The sequence below is a fragment of the Streptococcus parasanguinis genome, from assembly GCF_016648855.1.
Taxonomy (GTDB): Bacteria; Bacillota; Bacilli; order Lactobacillales; family Streptococcaceae; genus Streptococcus; species Streptococcus parasanguinis_L.
Map to the genome: position 1 here is coordinate 24,664 of NZ_JACLQU010000014.1, position 16,648 is coordinate 41,311.

Here is a 16,648-nt window from a genome sequence, read left to right on the forward strand (position 1 = left end):
AGCGAACTTCGAAGAAGTTCCATGACTTAGTTTTGGATCTAAGGTTCCAAAACTCCCGAGTGCTAGAAACAATGGTGTTTCTAGCACTTTTATCACAGCGGAAAGTTTCATTATATATTTAGATGCTCTACAAAAATGCAACATTTGAATTTTTAGCATCACTTAGGTGTTATTTGTAAAAAAGGATTATCTATATTCTAGCAGAACACCGCAGGTTCTTTTATGATTGCTGCATAAAGTCTCTAACTAGTGAGTTAGATTGAGATTCAAATGAAAGATGCTATAATAGTAAGGAAAGTGACTGATTCGTTCAGTCATGAAAGGAAGGATTGGAGAAGATTAAATGAAGAGACGTGAGGAACTATTTTTGATCATTTTGTTACCGATACTAGGACTGGTTTTTCTTGGAGGAAAAATCATGACCCTGACCAAAAGACCCGAACAGAAGGTAACAGCCTCATCCTCAAAGAAAGTTGTACAAAAATCAAAAGAAGAAATAAAAAAAGAACAAGTAGCATACCTCAAAGAACACGAGCAGGAAATTGTTGATTATGTGAAGGCTCAAAATTCAAAAATTGAGTCAGTTCAGATTGATTGGACTGATGTGAGATGGAGTGATGGAGGATTCTTGTTTCCTGATTATTCTATTGAAGTTTATGGAACAGTAAATCATATTGAAAATTCTGGATGGAGCGCCTCTATGCCGATAAATGATGACGATTCAATTGATTTGAAAAAAATTTCCATATTTAACCATATAACCATCGGTGAAGAAATATTGGAGTAGTAGTTTTTTTGAACTATGTTGAAATTTAAGGATAAATTATGAAGAAACATACTAAAATTATTTTGCTAACAGTAACATCAATAGTTGCTTTATTTAGTATCGAAGGATGCACTATAAAATCAAAAGAGCAAACAAAACAAGCCTCAATTGCAACTTCTTCGACAAGCAGAGAGGACAAAGAAGCCATTAAACAAAAACAGCTCGCCTATCTGAAAGAACACGAGCAAGAAATGACAGCCTATGTGAAAGCACAAAATGCCAATATTCATCAGGTGTCTTATGACTGGGACAGTATTAAAACAGTTGTAGGAGGTAATGGAACACCTCAGGGAGGTGACGAAATACTATTAGTTTATGGTTATGCCAATGGAAGTGATCTAACAAATTTTAGTCTGAATTTTACGTTAGACGAAAATAGGATGCCAAAAATAGATTCAATTGGTTCAGACAATTTGTATCGAGTAGAAAAGAATTGATTCGTCCGTTAGACAATTAGAGATGCAATAGAGGAATCACCTTTAAACGAAAAAATTATGAAAAAACAAATAAATAATCTGATGATCGCACTTGCTTTCATTTCAACACTTGGATGTCTAGTAGGATGTGTGAAGCAAGAACGTGAAAAGAGCAGACAAGAGAAAATTGTCGCATCCTCATCAATTAAAGAAGGCAAAGAAGCCATTAAACAAAAACAGCTCGCTTATCTGAAAGAACACGAGCAAGAAATCGTCGATTTTGTGAAGGTTCAAAATCCAAAAGTTGAATCCGTCCAGATTGATTGGAACAGTATGCAAATTGAAGAGTCTGGAAATGGAACGCCTCAGGGTGGTGGATACAATTTATCTATTTCTGGTAAGATTAATCAATTAGAAAATACAAAATTCTCCGTTGATTTTTATCTAGAAGATCAAAATAGCATACCAACTATCAAAAAAATGGGCATGCTTAATGATATCTATATCGAGGAAAATGGTGGCTGGAAAATTTTTTCCTAAGTAAATAGAAGTATTAGTGTTAGGAGGAAAATGAAAAGTAAAATGAAATGTACACTTAAGTTATTAGCTTTAATGCTTATTTTCACAAGTATTGGAGGTTGTACGGTAAAGCAAAAAGCTCATACGAAACAAGCACAAACTATCACCTCTTCCTCCACCAAAGAAGATAGAGAAGTGCTCAAACAAAAGCAACTTGCTTATCTCAAAGATCACGAGCAAGAAATCGTCGATTTTGTGAAATCAAAGAGTTCAAAGATTGAATCTGTTCAAATTTATTGGGACGAAACGCAATGGATTGAGGGTGGAAATGGGACACCACAAGGTGGAGATGAGGTCATAGAAATTTTTGGTACCGTCAATCAACTTGAAGATTCAGGATGGAGAGTGGATGTCGTATTTGATTCTGATCAAAAGATGACATTCAGTATGGGCCAACATATTAGTATTAAGGGTGATAATATTGAGTAAGAACTGGAAGATTCAAAGCCTGTAAGGAGGATTTATGAAGAGACAAATGGAACTATTTTTGATCATTTTGTTACCGATCCTAGGACTGGTTTTTCTTGGAGGAAAAATCATGACCCTGACTAAAAGACCCGAACAGAAGATAACGACCCCATCTTCAAAGAAAGTCGTACAAAAACCAGAAGGAGACATAAAAAAAGAACAACTGGACTACCTAAAAGAACACGAACAGAAGGTTATTGATTTAGTCAAAGCACAAAATTCAAAAGTTGAATCCGTTCAGATTGATTGGGATCAGACGCAGTGGGGTGATGGTGGACTGACAACTCCTGAATATTATATGAGTGTTTATGGACGTATAAATCATATTGAAGAATCGGGTTGGGGAGTAGATATCCCAATTAATGAGGACAATACATTAAATTTAGATGAGATGTATATAGGATCCGACATTAGAATAGGGGGGAGATTATTTGACTAATTGGCATTTAAAGGATAGGAAAAAATGTGCTATGAGTTTGAAATAGAACAATAGTGCAAATTGTCACTTACATCATAGCTCTTAAATTTAAAGATTTGATGATTAAAGGTAAAGAAATCATTAACTCATGTTTTAAAAAGCTCTATGTTGTGAGATAACTTGATTTTCAAACTATAAATGCTATCATAATCGGAATAACATTTATCCAGTTTCCAATTTTAGAGAATAATCTGTACAGAATAATAGGAGGACTCATGAAAAGTCGAAAAATCATGATAATAGTTGCTTCAATTGCAGTGTTGCTAAGTATAGGAGGGTGTACCGTGAAACATAAAGATGATACAAAACAAGGAAAAACGATTACTACTTCATCTACGAAAGACCTAAAGGAAGATGAAGAAACTATAAAGAAAAAACAACTGAACTATCTAAAAGAACACAAACAGAAGGTTATTGATTTAGTCAAAGCACAAAATTCAAAAGTTGAATCCGTTCAGATTGATTGGGATCATACACAATGGAGTGATGGTGGACTGACAACTCCTGAATATTATATGAATATTTATGGACGTATAAATCATATTGAAGAATCGGGTTGGGGAGTATATATCCCAATTAATGAGGACAATACATTAAATTTAGATGAGATGTATGTGGGATCCGACATTAATATAGGGGGAAGATTATTTGAGTAATTGGAATTTAAAGGATAGGAAAAAATGTGCTATGAGTTTGAAATAGAACAATAGTGCAAATTGTCACTAAAATCATAGCTCTTTAATTTAAAACTTTGATGATTATCATTAAATACTCAATTAACTCGTATTTAAAAATCTCTATCTAGTGAGATAACTTGATTTTCAAACTATAAATGCTATAATAATTAAAATAATATTTATCTAGTTTCCAATCTTAGAATAGAAATTAGCAGATAATAGTATGAGTTGAGAGAATGACTATTACAATAAGTTTGTTATGAGAAATGACAGGTGGAAATTTTAGAGAATAATCTGTACATAATGATAGGAGGACTCATGAAAAGTCGAAAAATCATGATAACAGTTGCATCAATTGTAGCACTACTAAGTATAGGAGGATGTACCGTGGAACATAAAGAAGATGCGAAGCAAGAAAAAAATCCAGTTTCTTCATCAACCAAAGAAGCAAAGAAGCAAAAACAAGTCGACTTTTTAAAAAAACATGAGTCAGAAATCACGAACTACATAAAGGAGAATGATCCAGAAGTTGTTTGGGTCAAGTATGACTGGGATAGCGTGAAAGTAGGTGACAGTGGTGCTTTTACGGAATCTGGATTTGACATACGCTTGAAAGTCTACGGAGCGGATGATGCGGAAATCAACGGTTATTCTTTTTTTATTGTCCCAAAACCAAATATCGAGAATCCAATTTCAATAGATTCAATTTCTGGTTCGAATTTTCCGTAATAACATTTTTTATAGTAATGATTGGAGATATTCTTAATGGCTGATAACAATTGGAATTTGAAAACTTTTGATAATATGCATGCAAATATAGCTGAAAGTGCTTATCATCACCGCCCGAAAAATTTTCCCACGGATGAATTAAATGATGAACAAATGAAAAAAATTACAAATGGGGAATCTGTAATTTTTGATTTTTCGTTATCCGGAAAATATAAGGGGCAAACCACTAAAGGCGGCGGTACGGATCTACCGAATGGTGGCAAGGTTTATCTTCAACCGGATAGTAAAAAGTTATTAGAAGATGAAGAAACAGGATACAATGCCTATTATGTCACAGATACTGAGACGATCAATGCGAATACTCACCAGACGTATTTTTCGATTCGTGGAAGTGACGGTTTTGGTATTGATTTCTCAAATATTTTGGATGAAGATTTAAAGGAGTTTAATTCCAAAGATTGGATCAATAATGATGCAGCTTTTGCTCTTACGGATGCGATCGTTCCTCAAGCACAGTATGCTACAAAAGGTATGAAAGAAAAGATCGCTGAATTAGAAGAAAAAGCTGCCCCGGATGCTAAGATGGATGTGACAGCTCATTCACTTGGAACAATGGTATCTGTTCAAGGTTTAGCAGGATTAGATGATTCGGAATTAAACCACATTGGAAAAGCTGTTCTTTTTGATGGACCAGATACAACGTTGAGCTTGATAAAAGCAGGATATAGCCCAGAAAAACTGAAAATATTGGATGAAAAAATTGTTTATTATGTGAACCCTTTTGATCCAGTTAGTATGCTCAATCGGGATAGACCTTGGGATCAACAACTTGGTCAAGTTAATGTAGTTGTCCCAATTAAGTATACTAGTATGACGGACAAGTATTCTTCCCATGATTTTGGTGCCTATCAAATAGATAGTTATGGCAATATCCTAACGGCATCGGAATCCTATCATCCAGAGTTGTTAGTTGCAGGTCAGAGACTTGCAAAACTTAATAGAGAAAAAATTGATAAACTAAAGGAATACATTCCTAGAAAAACAATCAACCGAATCGTAACGATGAGTCCAGAGGAATTTAGTAAATTTGCTTCCCTAATACAAAAAGGAAGTAAAGATTTCTGGCATAATTACGATGATTTTTTTGATGGGCTTTCTGGTTTAGGAATAGATGGTGACGCGATCGTAATGATTGCTTCCAATCTCCCAGATCTGGCGTGGCTATACTATGATTATCAAAATCAATATGATAAAATTATAAAAGATGCTCAGAAAGCTTCTTTGGAATGGGATCGAAAAAATTTAGACCTCAAGAATCCTAATAATTTGCACAACAGAATTAAAAGTGCTGGGAGCTATGCGGAGCGAATCTTACTTCGCACAGAATTGTTATATGCAGCAGTTCAATTGGCAGATGCAGATATTGAGCAGAAGGTGTCAGAAACAGAGAAAATGATCACGACTGCGGAAGAAAATGTAAAAGCTTCGGTCGAATTATCTAGAAATGTTATTTTTGGATTGGGATGGGCATTGTCAGCAAGTGAAAGAGAAAGTTTAATGACTGACTTGACTTTTGAACATTTGTGGGATAGCGGAATTGCGGAGACCGATAAAAGTAATTTAAAGAACTACAAAGAAAAAATGAGTGGCTTCTCAAAGAGTATGATTCAATGTGCACAGAAACTTGTAGAGGTTGACGAACAAGGCGCTGCTGATATTTTTGGATCCCTATCATAAAAGAAGGAGGAAACGATGCCAATAAGTTTACCGTTTATGAATGAAAAAATACTGGAAGGACTGAAAGCACAACAGAGATTGGCAATAAAAGCGGCTGTTGTAGTAGCAGTGAACACTATAAAGCTAAAGAATATATCTCTCCAAGCAAGACTGCATATAAAAGCAGAGGAATTAGAAAACTATGCAAAAAAGACTTACAGTGAAAATATCACGGATGGTCTTGAGGGGCAAGCCGCAACTGCAGCAAAAGACTATTTATCTAAAGTGAGTAAACCAGAACTGACTAGTCCGCTTAGAAATTGAGAATTGACAGAAGATGAAGGAAGATCTTTATAAATTAGAACTTGAATTTGATAGCAAAATGAAACAGTTAAAGAAAAAAGAGGAATCTCTTGAAGAAGATCTCTCTTATTTTCTACAGCAAACGGACCAGTTGAAAGAAGAAGTCTATCGCATGGCAGAAGGTGAGTTACCTGCAGAAGTTCATACTTATTTTTTCCAAATGGATGAAAATAGTGAACGATTTCGACGTGACGTCTTTGAACAATTGGATCAAATACAGGAAGAGCGTTCAAAGCTCAAATGGGAGTATGACAATGAAATAGATGCATTCTATAAAAATCAGAAAAAGCTGGAATCAGAAGCTAAAAAAAATCAGTAAGGGCAACCTTACTGATTTTTTTAGTTGGATCCAGATGATGCTGTATCTGCGCCACTGTCTGTTGCTGTGGAACCTTGGTCTTGTGCTGCAGATGAACTGGTGTCTGTAGCGGATGAGCTATCGGTTTCTTTTTGTGAACTAGCATCTGTATTGCTTGAATCGGTTTGCGTATTGGTATTAGCATCTGTATTGGTAGCGCTTGAGTCAGATCCCTTATCGTGGACCACGACGACGCTGGTGCTGCTAGATGGTTTATCTTCTGTCTTTTGATTGTCTTTATTGAGCAGGCTCATAATGGTAAAGGAAGTGACGATAATCCCTAAAAGACTAGCAATCGTAGCTACAACTGTTTGAAATACGGATAGGCCTTGTTTGACTTTTTCACCACGTGAGGGTCTAGAATCTGTAGTATCCTCAGTTTTTTGGTTTTTGTTGCTTCTTGAATATTGTGACATGTTCATTCTCTTTCTATCAAAAATTGTTTTTTAACACTTTCCTATTATAAGTCATTTTCTGAAAAATGTCTAAAAAGAACTGAATTTTATGGAGTGATTTTACCTCATCTCTCTTTATCAAATCCTTGTCCCAAGCGGTTAGAAATGATAAAATAGAAGTTACGTAAAAAGAAAGTGATGGATGCGTAGGACATGATTTATTTTGACAATTCAGCAACGACCAAACCCTATCCAGAGGCCCTAGCGACCTATACAGAAGTGGCCACTCGGATTTGGGGGAACCCTTCTAGTTTGCACAATCTAGGTAGTCAAGCTACTCGTATTTTAGAGGCTTCTAGAAAACAGATTGCTGAGTTAATTGGCAAGAAAGCTGAGGAAATTTACTTCACGTCTGGTGGGACCGAAGGGGACAACTGGATCCTTAAGGGTGTCGCCTTTGAGAAAGCTCCTTATGGCAAGCATATCATTGTCTCTGACATCGAGCATCCCGCTATCAAGGAGTCCGCTGCTTGGTTAAAGACGCAAGGATTCCAAGTGGATTATGCTCCAGTGGATGCGCGTGGCTTTGTCAAAGTGGATGCCTTGTCTAGTCTTCTCCGTCCAGATACGACCTTGGTCTCTGTCATGGCCGTCAACAATGAGATTGGCTCCATCCAGCCCATCCATGAAATTGCGGCTCTCCTTGAGGATCGCCCAACGATTAGTTTCCATGTCGATGCTGTTCAAGCTTTAGCCAAGGTAGCAACAGAAGTTTATCTACCAGAGCGCGTGGACTTTGCGACCTTCTCTAGTCACAAATTCCATGGTCTTCGTGGAGTTGGCTTTGTCTACATCAAAGAAGGCAAAAAGATCACCCCTCTCTTAACGGGTGGAGGTCAAGAAAAAGAAATGCGCTCGACAACTGAGAACGTGGCAGGTATCGCAGCAACCGCAAAAGCCCTACGCTTAGCTATGGAAAACCAAGAAGTTTTTGCCAGCAAGACCCAGCAGATGAAAGAAGTCATCCGCAAAGAATTGGCCAACTATCCAGATGTCACTGTCTTTTCTGGTGAGGATCACTTTGCCCCTCACATCTTGACTTTCGGGATCAAGGGAGTTCGTGGTGAAGTAGTGGTCCATGCCTTTGAAGAGTTTGATATTTACATCTCGACCACCAGTGCCTGCTCGTCCAAGGCTGGAAAACCAGCTGGTACCTTGATTGCCATGGGAGTGGACAAGAGCATCGCTCAGACAGCAGTTCGCCTCAGTCTCGATATTGAAAATGACATGAGCCAAGTCGAGCAATTCTTGACCAAGTTCAAACTGATTTACGAACAAACACGAAAAGTACGTTAAATATAGAAGGAAATCAATATGACCTTAACCTATTCAGAAATTATGATTCGCTATGGAGAACTTTCTACTAAAGGGAAAAACCGCATGCGTTTCATCAATAAACTTCGCAATAATATCCAAGATGTTTTATCTATTTATCCGGCTGTCAAAGTGACAGCGGACCGCGATCGGGCCCATGCTTATCTACATGGGACGGATTATGAGCTGGTGGCAGAATCCCTCAAGCAAGTTTTTGGGATCCAAAATTTTTCACCTGTTTACAAGATTGAAAAATCAGTCCCAGCCTTGAAAGCTGCGGTGCAAGGGATTATGAAGGAGATTTACAAGGACGGCTTGACCTTTAAAATCTCAAGTAAGCGTAGCGATCACACTTTTGAACTCGATAGCCGTGAACTCAATCAAACCTTGGGTGGTGCTGTCTTTGAAGCGATTCCAACCATCCAAGCTCAGATGAAAAAACCAGATATCAACTTGCAGGTTGAAATTCGAGAAGAAGCAGCCTATATTTCTTATGAAACCATTAAGGGGGCAGGCGGCCTTCCTGTTGGTACGTCTGGCAAGGGCATGCTCATGCTTTCTGGTGGGATCGACTCTCCAGTAGCGGGTTACCTAGCCTTGAAGCGGGGTGTGGACATTGAGGCAGTACACTTTGCTAGCCCACCTTATACCAGCCCAGGAGCTCTTAAAAAAGCCCATGACTTAACACGGAAGTTGACCAAGTTTGGGGGCAATATCCAATTTATCGAGGTGCCCTTCACAGAGATCCAAGAGGAAATCAAGGCAAAAGCGCCAGAAGCTTACCTCATGACTTTGACCCGTCGCTTTATGATGCGCATTACAGACCGTATTCGCGAGGTTCGCAGTGGTTTGGTGATTATCAATGGTGAAAGCTTGGGACAAGTGGCTAGTCAAACCTTAGAGAGTATGCAGGCCATCAATGCGGTAACCAATACGCCAGTTATCCGTCCGGTGGTGACCATGGACAAGTTGGAAATCATCGATATTGCCCAAGCCATTGATACCTTTGAAATCTCTATCCAGCCATTCGAAGATTGTTGTACCATCTTTGCACCGGATCGTCCAAAGACCAATCCGAAACTCAAAAATGCGGAGCAGTATGAGCAACGGATGGATGTGGAAGCTTTGGTTGAGCGTGCGGTAGCAGGTATCATCGTAACAGAGATCACACCAAAAGCAGAAAAAGATGAGGTCGATGACCTGATCGAGGATTTGCTATAGGAGAGACTGGGAGTATCCAGCCTCTTTTTCTAACCAACTTAAAGGAGACAAGATGAAAAAAATTATCGTTTTAATGACAAGTTTGCTTCTGTTGACAGGCTGTGTCAAAGTATCATTTACTGGCCCGAAAAAAGAAGAAAAGACCAGCCAGTCAACCAGCAGTAAAAAAGAACCGCTCACATTTGTCAGAGCCGACCAGTACAAAGATCAGGACAACGAAGTCTTGGAAGCATCTGAGAAATTTATCAAGGAACATCCAACGCTTGGAGAAGCTGGAAAATTATTTGTCTTTTTTCCAGGATATACCTTTGGAAATGAGGAAAATCGCTTCGCCTTATTCTTTATTGTGAATCGTACCACCACAACCATCGATCGTGATGGATCCTTTGTCCTGAATTTGGAATATGATGGAGAGCCACTTTTTAAAGATGTCACAGTTGACTATGAAGTGAGCGAATCGGGTGTGTTAAAACCCAATACTGCTGCAGCGATTCCGATAAAAATTACTAAGGAACAAGAAGAAAAAATGAAGGGGATGAACGATTCGTCTAAAGCCAAAATGAGCTTCAATGACTTTAAATTTAAGGATAAGTAGATAAAGGCAGGTTTTGAATGCGATCTTAAACTACAAGATACAAAAAATAGATTTTTCAAAGAAAATTCGCTTTCAAAGCGCAAAAATACTTGTCTTTGTCTGATAGAAGTGATATACTTAGAGAGTTGACTATGCACATGCCTGTGCAACCGCTCGAACATCGTCGCTCATTTCTATGAGAGTAAGTGGTTCGTCCCACGATGCTAGGCGAGTCTTCACAAAAATACGGGGAAACCCAAAAATACATAGGAGGTGCATAATGAGCACATACGCAATCATTAAAACTGGCGGAAAACAAGTTAAAGTTGAAGTTGGTCAAGCAGTCTACGTTGAAAAATTGAACGTTGAAGCTGGTCAAGAAGTTACATTTAACGAAGTTGTTCTTGTTGGTGGTGAAAACACTGTTGTCGGAACTCCACTTGTTTCAGGAGCTACTGTTGTTGGAACTGTTGAAAAACAAGGAAAACAAAAGAAAGTTGTTACTTACAAGTACAAACCTAAAAAAGGTAGCCACCGTAAACAAGGTCACCGTCAACCTTACACTAAAGTTGTCATCAACGCTATCAACGCTTAATTTTTAGGAGAACACATGATACAAGCAGTCTTTGAACGAGCCGAAGATGGCGAGCTGAGGAGTGCAGAAATCACTGGGCACGCTGGAAGCGGTGAATATGGCTTTGATGTCGTGTGTGCATCGGTTTCGACTCTAGCCATTAACTTTGTCAACTCTGTTGAGAAATTTGCAGGCTACGAACCGGATCTAGAATTAAACGAAGAAGAAGGTGGCTTTCTTCGGGTCACAATCCCGACAGATATTCCACCACATCAAAGAGAAATGACCCAACTATTCTTTGAATCATTTTTCTTAGGGATGGCAAACTTATCGGAGAACTCTTCAGAGTTCGTCCAAACAAGAGTTATCACAGAAAACTAACATGGAGGAAAACAATTATGTTGAAATTGAATCTTGCTAACTTGCAACTTTTCGCCCACAAAAAAGGTGGAGGTTCTACATCAAACGGACGTGATTCACAAGCAAAACGTCTTGGAGCTAAAGCAGCTGATGGACAAACTGTAACAGGTGGATCTATCCTTTACCGTCAACGCGGTACACACATCTACCCAGGTGTGAACGTTGGACGTGGTGGAGACGATACTTTGTTCGCAAAAGTTGAAGGCGTAGTACGCTTCGAACGTAAAGGTCGCGATAAAAAACAAGTTTCTGTTTACCCAATCGCAAAATAATTGCTTTAAATAGCATAAAATTAGGCTTTCCGATATATTCGGAGAGCCTGTTTTTTTGTTTTGATACCCACGGTGATACCCATATTCTAAAAACCAATGTAGGAAGCAAATTTGTCAGCAACTTCATTTTTTGCTTTTTGGGTGACGTGAGCATATATGTCCATTGTTGTCTGTATATTTTCATGTCCTAGTCGTTCCTGGACCTCTTTGATCGTTGCTCCAGCCTCGAACAATAGGGAACAATGAGTATGTCTGAAGCCGTGAGGAGTGATACGCTTGAAATCAGGATACTTTCTCCAAACTCTATTCAGTAAATTATTTACATGCACAATACTTTTAGGGCTGCCTGATTCATTTTTAAATAATAAGCCTTTTGTACTGTATTTGTGCCAATCTTTCAAAATATCAATAGTCTTTGGATCCAGCGATATTGTTCGCTGGCTTTTTTTCGTTTTCGGTGTTTGAAATATGATTTTATTGTTTTCTCCCTTGGCTAGTGTTTGATTAACTTTTAGTTGTCCGCTCTCTAAATCAATATCGGTCCATCTTAATGCACCAACCTCATTCTTCCTCATTCCTGTGAAAGCCAACAGACGGAAGAAAGTGAGCATTTCTATGTCATCAAGCTCCTGGACCATTTCAAAAAAAGTTTTCAGTTCTTCTTTATTATAGAATTGTTCAAGCTCTTCCTTATCTTTCTTTTTTCTTTTTGGTTTTAGAGTTTTTCTCATTGGATTGCTGTCAATCAATTCCATCGATATTGCATAATCAAATATCTGATTAGCAATGCTGATGATCCCAAAAAATCTCTTATAGTCCTCAGCCCATTTATTGACCTGAGCTTGGCACATGGATAGAGTAATTTTATTTATGGGCTTATCTCCAAAATGGGGGATAATAAGTCTATCTGCTTTGTCAATTTGACTAACATAGGTCGATTCTTTTACAGTATTTCTATAATGCTCTTTCCAAGTTTCATATACCTGTTTGAAAGTAGTGGTTGTATTTCTGGTTCTAAATGTTTTCTTCTCATAATCAGCCAAACACTTAGCTTCAGCAAGTCTAGCTTCACGTTCGGTTTTAAAACCACGTCTAAGAGTTACAATCTTCTTTCCAGTTAAAGGATCAATTCCATGATAGGCTTTAAAATAGTAAGCGAAACCATCACCTTTTTTATATTTTTTGATCATTGATTTTTACCTCATTTCTTGTTAAAATGGGTATAAGAAAAAGACCTTTTTAATGGCTTTTCTTATCACACATTTCCTCACATTCAAGCTGCCAGGCGGTGTGAGGATTTCCTATTTTTTGATTTTTAATTTATTTAGTTTTAAATTACTATATACATTTTCAAAAGGAGGTTAAAAATGTTGCAATTTTTAAATTCTGTAAAGAAAACACAACATGAGATGAATGAAGAATTCAAAAATCTCCAATCGTCTAATTCACAAATGCGTAAACACCATGCATTAAAATTTGCTGAAAACGAGAAATATTTTAACCTTCAAAATGAAAGAGTGAGAAAAAAGATATCTCTTACAACTGTTCAAAGTAAATAGCAATAGGTCTTATAAATTTATCACCATTTTGTGTAATTTCAAAAGAACTCGTCACAATATTAATGAATGTACTTGAACCATGTGCCAAAAGCTGATTAGGGTCATCAGCAAATTTTTCAAAATTAGTTTCATTTTCGATATCGGAAGCTACTATTCCTATAATAGTGGCTTTTCTTTTTGAATTGTTAAGTAATGATAAGGAACTTCTCGGAATCCTTATATTCTCTTGTTCGCAGATTGAAAGTGTTTTCCCTAATTTAAAAATTTTACAATCAGACAACAATGATTCAACATAGGATGATAATTTGTTGAGTCTTTCAAAACTATATATAGTAGAATTTTCTATAACATTCTGCAACTCTTCTATCCTTTTTTGATTTTTTGTCTGGTTAGCCTTCTTTAATTTAGATAACTCGTTAGTTGCTTTATCGAATTTTTCCTTCTCATCTGAAACAAGGAATTCGAGAGATTTTATATCCATAGCATTTTTTAATAAACTGAAATCGTATGATTTGAAATGATCTTCCTCCTTAATAAAATCACCTTCCGAACATCCATCAATATCTGAAATCAAAGGACTGATTTTGTTTATTAATAGGTCCAACGAATAGTCATTAATGGCAGTTTCCACTAATTCACGGTTTCCATTTGAGTACACAAGAGCAGATTTATCAATCTCTTCTTTTGAATTAGATAATGTCCCCGAAGCAACTGCTACATCTAATCTTCCAGATACAGACTTTCCTTTTTTACTGGAAGTTTCCTCATGATTTGACTGAGAAGTGTTTTCCTCTACGATTTGTTTTAAAATCAATCCTTGATCTAATTGAGCTAATAAAGAATTAATTAACTTCGTATCTAAATAAATTATTTCTTTCATATTTTCTCCAATATCTTTTGTGAAGGTGATAATAAAAAAAATCTAACTAAATAATTTTCTCAAACACCATTGTAGCCTGGATGCGATCTCCTCCACCTAGTCCTTTGCTACCCCCGTTAGCTGTGCTGATGGTATGGAGTCGGTATCCTTTGGCAGCTTGTTTGTTAATCACATCTTCAAGTTCAGTGAGATTCCCAGATCCAGTACCAAATAACTTTTCTTTTAGTGTCACTTGAAGCACAACATAGTTCAATCCAGTTGCTCCTGAAGCACCAGAAAAAGAACTTTCTTGTTTAACATTATCAAAAAATCCCATAATAATTTCTCCTTTTTTAATCAATTAAAGACCTATATTCATCAATCACCATCGTTTCATTAGTGATGGTTTTCAAATTATATCGTTCCATAAAATGGATATAATTAAATTCTGACACATCATCCATAGTTTTTAATTCTTCTTCTAATAGATGATGAATCATGCTACGATCAGCTTGAAGTTCACACAACTCCCTATTAATCTCATACTGGACTGGAGTATGTTCTTTATGGCCCAATTCATGTAGGGCAACTTGCTTTTGATCTTGCTCTGATAGATTAATATCAATTGCAAGAACATTCAATGCTGGATTAAAGAAGCCTGGACTATGCCATTCGCTCCCATCAAAGTAGCATAAGCTTACACCCTCAAGGGCACAAAGCTCTTTTACAGTCATAAATGCACCTCTATTTATTCTTTAAGTGTGCCTCCAAGACTGCTGTAATAAAATCAATATCTTCTTCAGTAAGTGGTTTACCATCGAACAACATAGATTGCGCAGCAATGTCTCGAAGGTCAAGCGGTGCAGAAGCATCACCGCCTGTTGTAATTTTTGGATTATCTGTGCGTCCCAAGAGGTAGTCGGTGGACACGTTGAAGTAGTCAGCGATTTCCGATATTCTCTCAGCGTTAGGTTTTTGAGATTTCAACTTATAGAGTGTATTTCTGCTGTAACCTAAATCCTCTTCTAGTTTCGTGAGGGAAATTCCCCTTTTATCGGCAAGTTCTTTAATTTTTTCGTATGTCGGAAACATTGTTAAATCAACCTTTCAGAAGCATAACAAAAAATATTTCAACTTTTTAGGTGTAAAACTGTTGACAATACACCTAATTGGGTGTAAAATAGTTTTTGTAAGTTAATGAGTTAGTAAAAAACGAAGTTAAAACTTATCTAAAAATAAATAGCTTTGGCGAGCAAGATAATTGATAGATGTAAGGTTTTATCAAGTTTTTAACTATGCCTACATTTTAACCTTTTGGGTGAAAGTTGTCAAGCGTTTTATAAATTAATTTACTAACTCTTTAACCTTGTCCCTTGACAATTGAATAGAGCATGTGAGATAATATAGGGGAATTAAGGATTAGTTCTATATCATGGACTAGAAAAGACCCCAGGCTAACTTCCACATTAAGCTTGGGGTCTTTTTTGACACTATTTGTCCTTGTTCAGCCATTTATCAGCTAAACGAAGAACGACACCGACCACAATCGGTCCGATGATAGTTTTAAGGATTAGTTCCATCATGGGCTATCTCACCTCCTTTCGCAGGCGGTGTAGAAGTGCCACAAAATATTATATCACATGCTCTATCAGTTAGATAGGGCATTTTTTATTTTCAAAAGGAGGAAGTTACATGAGCCAACAACATCGCAAGTGGATCGAGCTTGTAAAAGAGCGAATTGAAAAACGTGGATGGTCACAGACGGACTTGGCCATTGTTGTAGGTGTTAGTCCATCAGCTATCACACAGCTGCTAAAAGATGGAAAAGGGAGTGATGACTTGAAGCTTCGTATTAACAAAAAATTGCGAATTAATGAGTCATGGGAAAAATTTGAGGAGTAGGGAATATAAAAAAGGCACCTAACGAGGTTAGGCGCACTAGAAAAAGAAACTACTAATAGTATAACACAAATTGGAGATGACAATGAATATTCTAAGTGAAGAATTTGAAAACGGAATAAGATCAGTGGTTCGAATTCAATTTAAAGAATCTTTCACTGAATTCTTAGACCAGGAGATATCAGAGAAACGATGGTTGTCACTAGAAAGTGCAGCGCACTATGCAAATTGCAGTTCAAACACCATCAGAAAATGGATCAAGATGGGATTGAATCTTTATCAAATTGATGGAACAAAACGAATTGACAAGAATGAATTAGATCAATTCATTCAAAGTAATATCGTTATTTAGATAGCAAAGGAGATAAAAATGGCAGTTTCTAGAGAAATGACATTATTAGAAACACAGGTGCTAAACACAATCCTACAAAGTGCATCATTTGAAACGCCAATTCAAGCCAGAGTCTTACAAAGACGTTTCAATTTAAGTAAACGAAAATTAGAAACTATTGTAGAAAGCCTGAAAGTGAACTTTAACCATCCTATTGTAGCAAAAAAAGAAAAGCCGAATGGATACTTTTTGCCAAAAACAAAGGAAGAACGAGATGCAGGTTTAGCACCCTACAAAAGGCAAATACTAACTGAACAAAAGAATTTAGCAGCAGTATTGGCAATTGATTTAGATGAATATAACAAGAAATGGAGATCAGAAAATGTTAAATGAAATTATTATTGGTGTATTGGTAATCGTGGTGTTATTTGAGGCGATCATGGTAAGTGCAATTAGCCAACGATGCAAAGAGTCGAAACGGGAATTAAAAAAGTTGATCAAGGAAAAACAACAAATCGAAGAAGCTCGGCAAGCTATGCGCTTTGGACGTCGTAGATAAG

28 protein-coding genes and 1 other annotated feature are annotated in these 16,648 nt (G+C 37.1%); of the genes, 21 read left to right on the top strand and 7 right to left on the bottom strand.

Annotated elements, in window-relative coordinates; all coding sequences use genetic code 11:
• Window positions 1–343: 343 nt before the first annotated feature.
• The 10 genes from H7T92_RS08520 to H7T92_RS08565 all read left to right on the top strand — a co-directional run bounded on the left by H7T92_RS08520 (window position 344) and on the right by H7T92_RS08565 (window position 6,571).
• The gene (locus H7T92_RS08520; RefSeq protein WP_201037533.1) at window positions 344–787 is read left to right on the top strand and encodes a hypothetical protein; all 444 of its coding nucleotides are present in this window, start codon (window positions 344–346) and stop codon (window positions 785–787) included.
• Window positions 788–825: 38 nt separating this feature from the next.
• Entirely contained in the window at window positions 826–1,263 is a 438-nt protein-coding gene (locus H7T92_RS08525) for a hypothetical protein (protein ID WP_201037534.1), read from the top strand.
• 57 nt (window positions 1,264–1,320) lie between these two features.
• The gene (locus H7T92_RS08530) at window positions 1,321–1,782 is read left to right on the top strand and encodes a hypothetical protein (RefSeq protein WP_260314298.1); all 462 of its coding nucleotides are present in this window, start codon (window positions 1,321–1,323) and stop codon (window positions 1,780–1,782) included.
• Between the two features lie 30 nt (window positions 1,783–1,812).
• The gene (locus H7T92_RS08535) at window positions 1,813–2,250 is read left to right on the top strand and encodes a hypothetical protein (RefSeq protein ID WP_042766245.1); all 438 of its coding nucleotides are present in this window, start codon (window positions 1,813–1,815) and stop codon (window positions 2,248–2,250) included.
• A gap of 34 nt (window positions 2,251–2,284) precedes the next feature.
• A complete protein-coding gene (locus H7T92_RS08540) occupies window positions 2,285–2,728 on the top strand; it encodes a hypothetical protein (RefSeq protein ID WP_201037535.1) in 444 nt (147 codons plus the stop codon).
• A 254-nt stretch (window positions 2,729–2,982) separates the two neighbouring features.
• Window positions 2,983–3,423, top strand: coding sequence for a hypothetical protein (locus H7T92_RS08545; RefSeq protein WP_201037536.1), 441 nt, complete (start codon window positions 2,983–2,985; stop codon window positions 3,421–3,423).
• Window positions 3,424–3,762: 339 nt separating this feature from the next.
• On the top strand, window positions 3,763–4,173 hold the full coding sequence (locus H7T92_RS08550; RefSeq protein WP_201037537.1) for a hypothetical protein: 411 nt from the start codon (window positions 3,763–3,765) through the stop codon (window positions 4,171–4,173).
• Window positions 4,174–4,209: 36 nt separating this feature from the next.
• Complete coding sequence (locus tag H7T92_RS08555) at window positions 4,210–5,910, top strand: hypothetical protein (protein ID WP_201037538.1); 1,701 nt, start codon at window positions 4,210–4,212, stop codon at window positions 5,908–5,910.
• 15 nt (window positions 5,911–5,925) lie between these two features.
• Window positions 5,926–6,213, top strand: coding sequence for a hypothetical protein (locus tag H7T92_RS08560; RefSeq protein ID WP_134981167.1), 288 nt, complete (start codon window positions 5,926–5,928; stop codon window positions 6,211–6,213).
• A gap of 13 nt (window positions 6,214–6,226) precedes the next feature.
• Complete coding sequence (locus tag H7T92_RS08565; protein WP_201037539.1) at window positions 6,227–6,571, top strand: hypothetical protein; 345 nt, start codon at window positions 6,227–6,229, stop codon at window positions 6,569–6,571.
• A gap of 20 nt (window positions 6,572–6,591) precedes the next feature.
• Here the strand turns inward: H7T92_RS08565 and H7T92_RS08570 are convergent, their stop codons facing one another.
• Window positions 6,592–7,026, bottom strand: a complete 435-nt coding sequence (locus H7T92_RS08570; RefSeq protein ID WP_201037540.1) for a DUF6556 family protein — start codon at window positions 7,024–7,026, stop codon at window positions 6,592–6,594.
• A gap of 192 nt (window positions 7,027–7,218) precedes the next feature.
• On the opposite strand from H7T92_RS08570, the gene H7T92_RS08575 reads away from it, so the two are divergent.
• The 6 genes from H7T92_RS08575 (at window position 7,219) to rpmA (ending at window position 11,440) form a co-directional block, all read left to right on the top strand.
• Window positions 7,219–8,361, top strand: coding sequence for a cysteine desulfurase family protein (locus tag H7T92_RS08575; protein ID WP_201037541.1), 1,143 nt, complete (start codon window positions 7,219–7,221; stop codon window positions 8,359–8,361).
• Between the two features lie 18 nt (window positions 8,362–8,379).
• Complete coding sequence (thiI, locus tag H7T92_RS08580) at window positions 8,380–9,600, top strand: tRNA uracil 4-sulfurtransferase ThiI (protein ID WP_201037542.1); 1,221 nt, start codon at window positions 8,380–8,382, stop codon at window positions 9,598–9,600.
• 52 nt (window positions 9,601–9,652) lie between these two features.
• Entirely contained in the window at window positions 9,653–10,195 is a 543-nt protein-coding gene (locus H7T92_RS08585; protein ID WP_151191264.1) for a membrane lipoprotein lipid attachment site-containing protein, read from the top strand.
• 137 nt (window positions 10,196–10,332) lie between these two features.
• Window positions 10,333–10,420: a sequence feature (ribosomal protein L21 leader region), on the top strand.
• Between the two features lie 34 nt (window positions 10,421–10,454).
• The gene (gene rplU, locus H7T92_RS08590) at window positions 10,455–10,769 is read left to right on the top strand and encodes a 50S ribosomal protein L21 (protein ID WP_003007734.1); all 315 of its coding nucleotides are present in this window, start codon (window positions 10,455–10,457) and stop codon (window positions 10,767–10,769) included.
• A gap of 15 nt (window positions 10,770–10,784) precedes the next feature.
• Entirely contained in the window at window positions 10,785–11,129 is a 345-nt protein-coding gene (locus tag H7T92_RS08595) for a ribosomal-processing cysteine protease Prp (RefSeq protein ID WP_003002581.1), read from the top strand.
• Between the two features lie 17 nt (window positions 11,130–11,146).
• A complete protein-coding gene (gene rpmA, locus H7T92_RS08600; protein WP_003002805.1) occupies window positions 11,147–11,440 on the top strand; it encodes a 50S ribosomal protein L27 in 294 nt (97 codons plus the stop codon).
• Between the two features lie 86 nt (window positions 11,441–11,526).
• Here rpmA and H7T92_RS08605 read toward each other — a convergent pair whose 3' ends face one another.
• Complete coding sequence (locus H7T92_RS08605; RefSeq protein WP_201037543.1) at window positions 11,527–12,630, bottom strand: site-specific integrase; 1,104 nt, start codon at window positions 12,628–12,630, stop codon at window positions 11,527–11,529.
• Between the two features lie 177 nt (window positions 12,631–12,807).
• Between H7T92_RS08605 and H7T92_RS08610 the strand changes: the two genes are divergently transcribed.
• Window positions 12,808–12,999, top strand: coding sequence for a hypothetical protein (locus H7T92_RS08610; RefSeq protein WP_201037544.1), 192 nt, complete (start codon window positions 12,808–12,810; stop codon window positions 12,997–12,999).
• Here H7T92_RS08610 and H7T92_RS08615 read toward each other — a convergent pair.
• From H7T92_RS08615 to H7T92_RS08635, 5 genes are all read right to left on the bottom strand, one after another.
• On the bottom strand, window positions 12,977–13,879 hold the full coding sequence (locus tag H7T92_RS08615; protein WP_201037545.1) for a DUF6414 family protein: 903 nt from the start codon (window positions 13,877–13,879) through the stop codon (window positions 12,977–12,979). The genes H7T92_RS08610 and H7T92_RS08615 overlap by 23 nt on opposite strands.
• Window positions 13,880–13,925: 46 nt before the next feature.
• The gene (locus H7T92_RS08620) at window positions 13,926–14,195 is read right to left on the bottom strand and encodes a DUF4177 domain-containing protein (protein ID WP_201037546.1); all 270 of its coding nucleotides are present in this window, start codon (window positions 14,193–14,195) and stop codon (window positions 13,926–13,928) included.
• A gap of 16 nt (window positions 14,196–14,211) precedes the next feature.
• Entirely contained in the window at window positions 14,212–14,592 is a 381-nt protein-coding gene (locus tag H7T92_RS08625) for an ImmA/IrrE family metallo-endopeptidase (RefSeq protein WP_201037547.1), read from the bottom strand.
• 10 nt (window positions 14,593–14,602) lie between these two features.
• A complete protein-coding gene (locus H7T92_RS08630; RefSeq protein ID WP_049472185.1) occupies window positions 14,603–14,950 on the bottom strand; it encodes a helix-turn-helix domain-containing protein in 348 nt (115 codons plus the stop codon).
• 398 nt (window positions 14,951–15,348) lie between these two features.
• Window positions 15,349–15,441 (bottom strand): type I toxin-antitoxin system Fst family toxin, encoded by a 93-nt coding sequence (locus H7T92_RS08635; RefSeq protein WP_000970295.1) that lies wholly within the window; start codon window positions 15,439–15,441, stop codon window positions 15,349–15,351.
• A 109-nt stretch (window positions 15,442–15,550) separates the two neighbouring features.
• Between H7T92_RS08635 and H7T92_RS08640 the strand changes: the two genes are divergently transcribed.
• The 4 genes from H7T92_RS08640 (at window position 15,551) to H7T92_RS08655 (ending at window position 16,647) form a co-directional block, all read left to right on the top strand.
• Entirely contained in the window at window positions 15,551–15,760 is a 210-nt protein-coding gene (locus tag H7T92_RS08640; protein WP_084940178.1) for a helix-turn-helix domain-containing protein, read from the top strand.
• An 82-nt stretch (window positions 15,761–15,842) separates the two neighbouring features.
• Window positions 15,843–16,109 (top strand): helix-turn-helix domain-containing protein, encoded by a 267-nt coding sequence (locus tag H7T92_RS08645; RefSeq protein WP_201037548.1) that lies wholly within the window; start codon window positions 15,843–15,845, stop codon window positions 16,107–16,109.
• A gap of 18 nt (window positions 16,110–16,127) precedes the next feature.
• Complete coding sequence (locus H7T92_RS08650; protein ID WP_201037549.1) at window positions 16,128–16,481, top strand: hypothetical protein; 354 nt, start codon at window positions 16,128–16,130, stop codon at window positions 16,479–16,481.
• On the top strand, window positions 16,471–16,647 hold the full coding sequence (locus tag H7T92_RS08655) for a hypothetical protein (RefSeq protein WP_201037550.1): 177 nt from the start codon (window positions 16,471–16,473) through the stop codon (window positions 16,645–16,647). Before H7T92_RS08650 ends, H7T92_RS08655 begins: the two co-directional genes overlap by 11 nt.
• The last annotated feature ends 1 nt before the right edge of the window (window position 16,648 follow it).

Bases quoted from the DNA above. Each gene is read 5' to 3' on its own strand.
- H7T92_RS08520 (WP_201037533.1), top strand. From the start codon at position 344: ATGAAGAGACGTGAGGAACTATTTTTGATCATTTTGTTACCGATACTA.
- H7T92_RS08525 (WP_201037534.1), top strand. From the start codon at position 826: ATGAAGAAACATACTAAAATTATTTTGCTAACAGTAACATCAATAGTT.
- H7T92_RS08530 (WP_260314298.1), top strand. From the start codon at position 1,321: ATGAAAAAACAAATAAATAATCTGATGATCGCACTTGCTTTCATTTCA.
- H7T92_RS08535 (WP_042766245.1), top strand. From the start codon at position 1,813: ATGAAAAGTAAAATGAAATGTACACTTAAGTTATTAGCTTTAATGCTT.
- H7T92_RS08540 (WP_201037535.1), top strand. From the start codon at position 2,285: ATGAAGAGACAAATGGAACTATTTTTGATCATTTTGTTACCGATCCTA.
- H7T92_RS08545 (WP_201037536.1), top strand. From the start codon at position 2,983: ATGAAAAGTCGAAAAATCATGATAATAGTTGCTTCAATTGCAGTGTTG.
- H7T92_RS08550 (WP_201037537.1), top strand. From the start codon at position 3,763: ATGAAAAGTCGAAAAATCATGATAACAGTTGCATCAATTGTAGCACTA.
- H7T92_RS08555 (WP_201037538.1), top strand. From the start codon at position 4,210: ATGGCTGATAACAATTGGAATTTGAAAACTTTTGATAATATGCATGCA.
- H7T92_RS08560 (WP_134981167.1), top strand. From the start codon at position 5,926: ATGCCAATAAGTTTACCGTTTATGAATGAAAAAATACTGGAAGGACTG.
- H7T92_RS08565 (WP_201037539.1), top strand. From the start codon at position 6,227: ATGAAGGAAGATCTTTATAAATTAGAACTTGAATTTGATAGCAAAATG.
- H7T92_RS08570 (WP_201037540.1), bottom strand. From the start codon at position 7,026: ATGTCACAATATTCAAGAAGCAACAAAAACCAAAAAACTGAGGATACT.
- H7T92_RS08575 (WP_201037541.1), top strand. From the start codon at position 7,219: ATGATTTATTTTGACAATTCAGCAACGACCAAACCCTATCCAGAGGCC.
- thiI (WP_201037542.1), top strand. From the start codon at position 8,380: ATGACCTTAACCTATTCAGAAATTATGATTCGCTATGGAGAACTTTCT.
- H7T92_RS08585 (WP_151191264.1), top strand. From the start codon at position 9,653: ATGAAAAAAATTATCGTTTTAATGACAAGTTTGCTTCTGTTGACAGGC.
- rplU (WP_003007734.1), top strand. From the start codon at position 10,455: ATGAGCACATACGCAATCATTAAAACTGGCGGAAAACAAGTTAAAGTT.
- H7T92_RS08595 (WP_003002581.1), top strand. From the start codon at position 10,785: ATGATACAAGCAGTCTTTGAACGAGCCGAAGATGGCGAGCTGAGGAGT.
- rpmA (WP_003002805.1), top strand. From the start codon at position 11,147: ATGTTGAAATTGAATCTTGCTAACTTGCAACTTTTCGCCCACAAAAAA.
- H7T92_RS08605 (WP_201037543.1), bottom strand. From the start codon at position 12,630: ATGATCAAAAAATATAAAAAAGGTGATGGTTTCGCTTACTATTTTAAA.
- H7T92_RS08610 (WP_201037544.1), top strand. From the start codon at position 12,808: ATGTTGCAATTTTTAAATTCTGTAAAGAAAACACAACATGAGATGAAT.
- H7T92_RS08615 (WP_201037545.1), bottom strand. From the start codon at position 13,879: ATGAAAGAAATAATTTATTTAGATACGAAGTTAATTAATTCTTTATTA.
- H7T92_RS08620 (WP_201037546.1), bottom strand. From the start codon at position 14,195: ATGGGATTTTTTGATAATGTTAAACAAGAAAGTTCTTTTTCTGGTGCT.
- H7T92_RS08625 (WP_201037547.1), bottom strand. From the start codon at position 14,592: ATGACTGTAAAAGAGCTTTGTGCCCTTGAGGGTGTAAGCTTATGCTAC.
- H7T92_RS08630 (WP_049472185.1), bottom strand. From the start codon at position 14,950: ATGTTTCCGACATACGAAAAAATTAAAGAACTTGCCGATAAAAGGGGA.
- H7T92_RS08635 (WP_000970295.1), bottom strand. From the start codon at position 15,441: ATGATGGAACTAATCCTTAAAACTATCATCGGACCGATTGTGGTCGGT.
- H7T92_RS08640 (WP_084940178.1), top strand. From the start codon at position 15,551: ATGAGCCAACAACATCGCAAGTGGATCGAGCTTGTAAAAGAGCGAATT.
- H7T92_RS08645 (WP_201037548.1), top strand. From the start codon at position 15,843: ATGAATATTCTAAGTGAAGAATTTGAAAACGGAATAAGATCAGTGGTT.
- H7T92_RS08650 (WP_201037549.1), top strand. From the start codon at position 16,128: ATGGCAGTTTCTAGAGAAATGACATTATTAGAAACACAGGTGCTAAAC.
- H7T92_RS08655 (WP_201037550.1), top strand. From the start codon at position 16,471: ATGTTAAATGAAATTATTATTGGTGTATTGGTAATCGTGGTGTTATTT.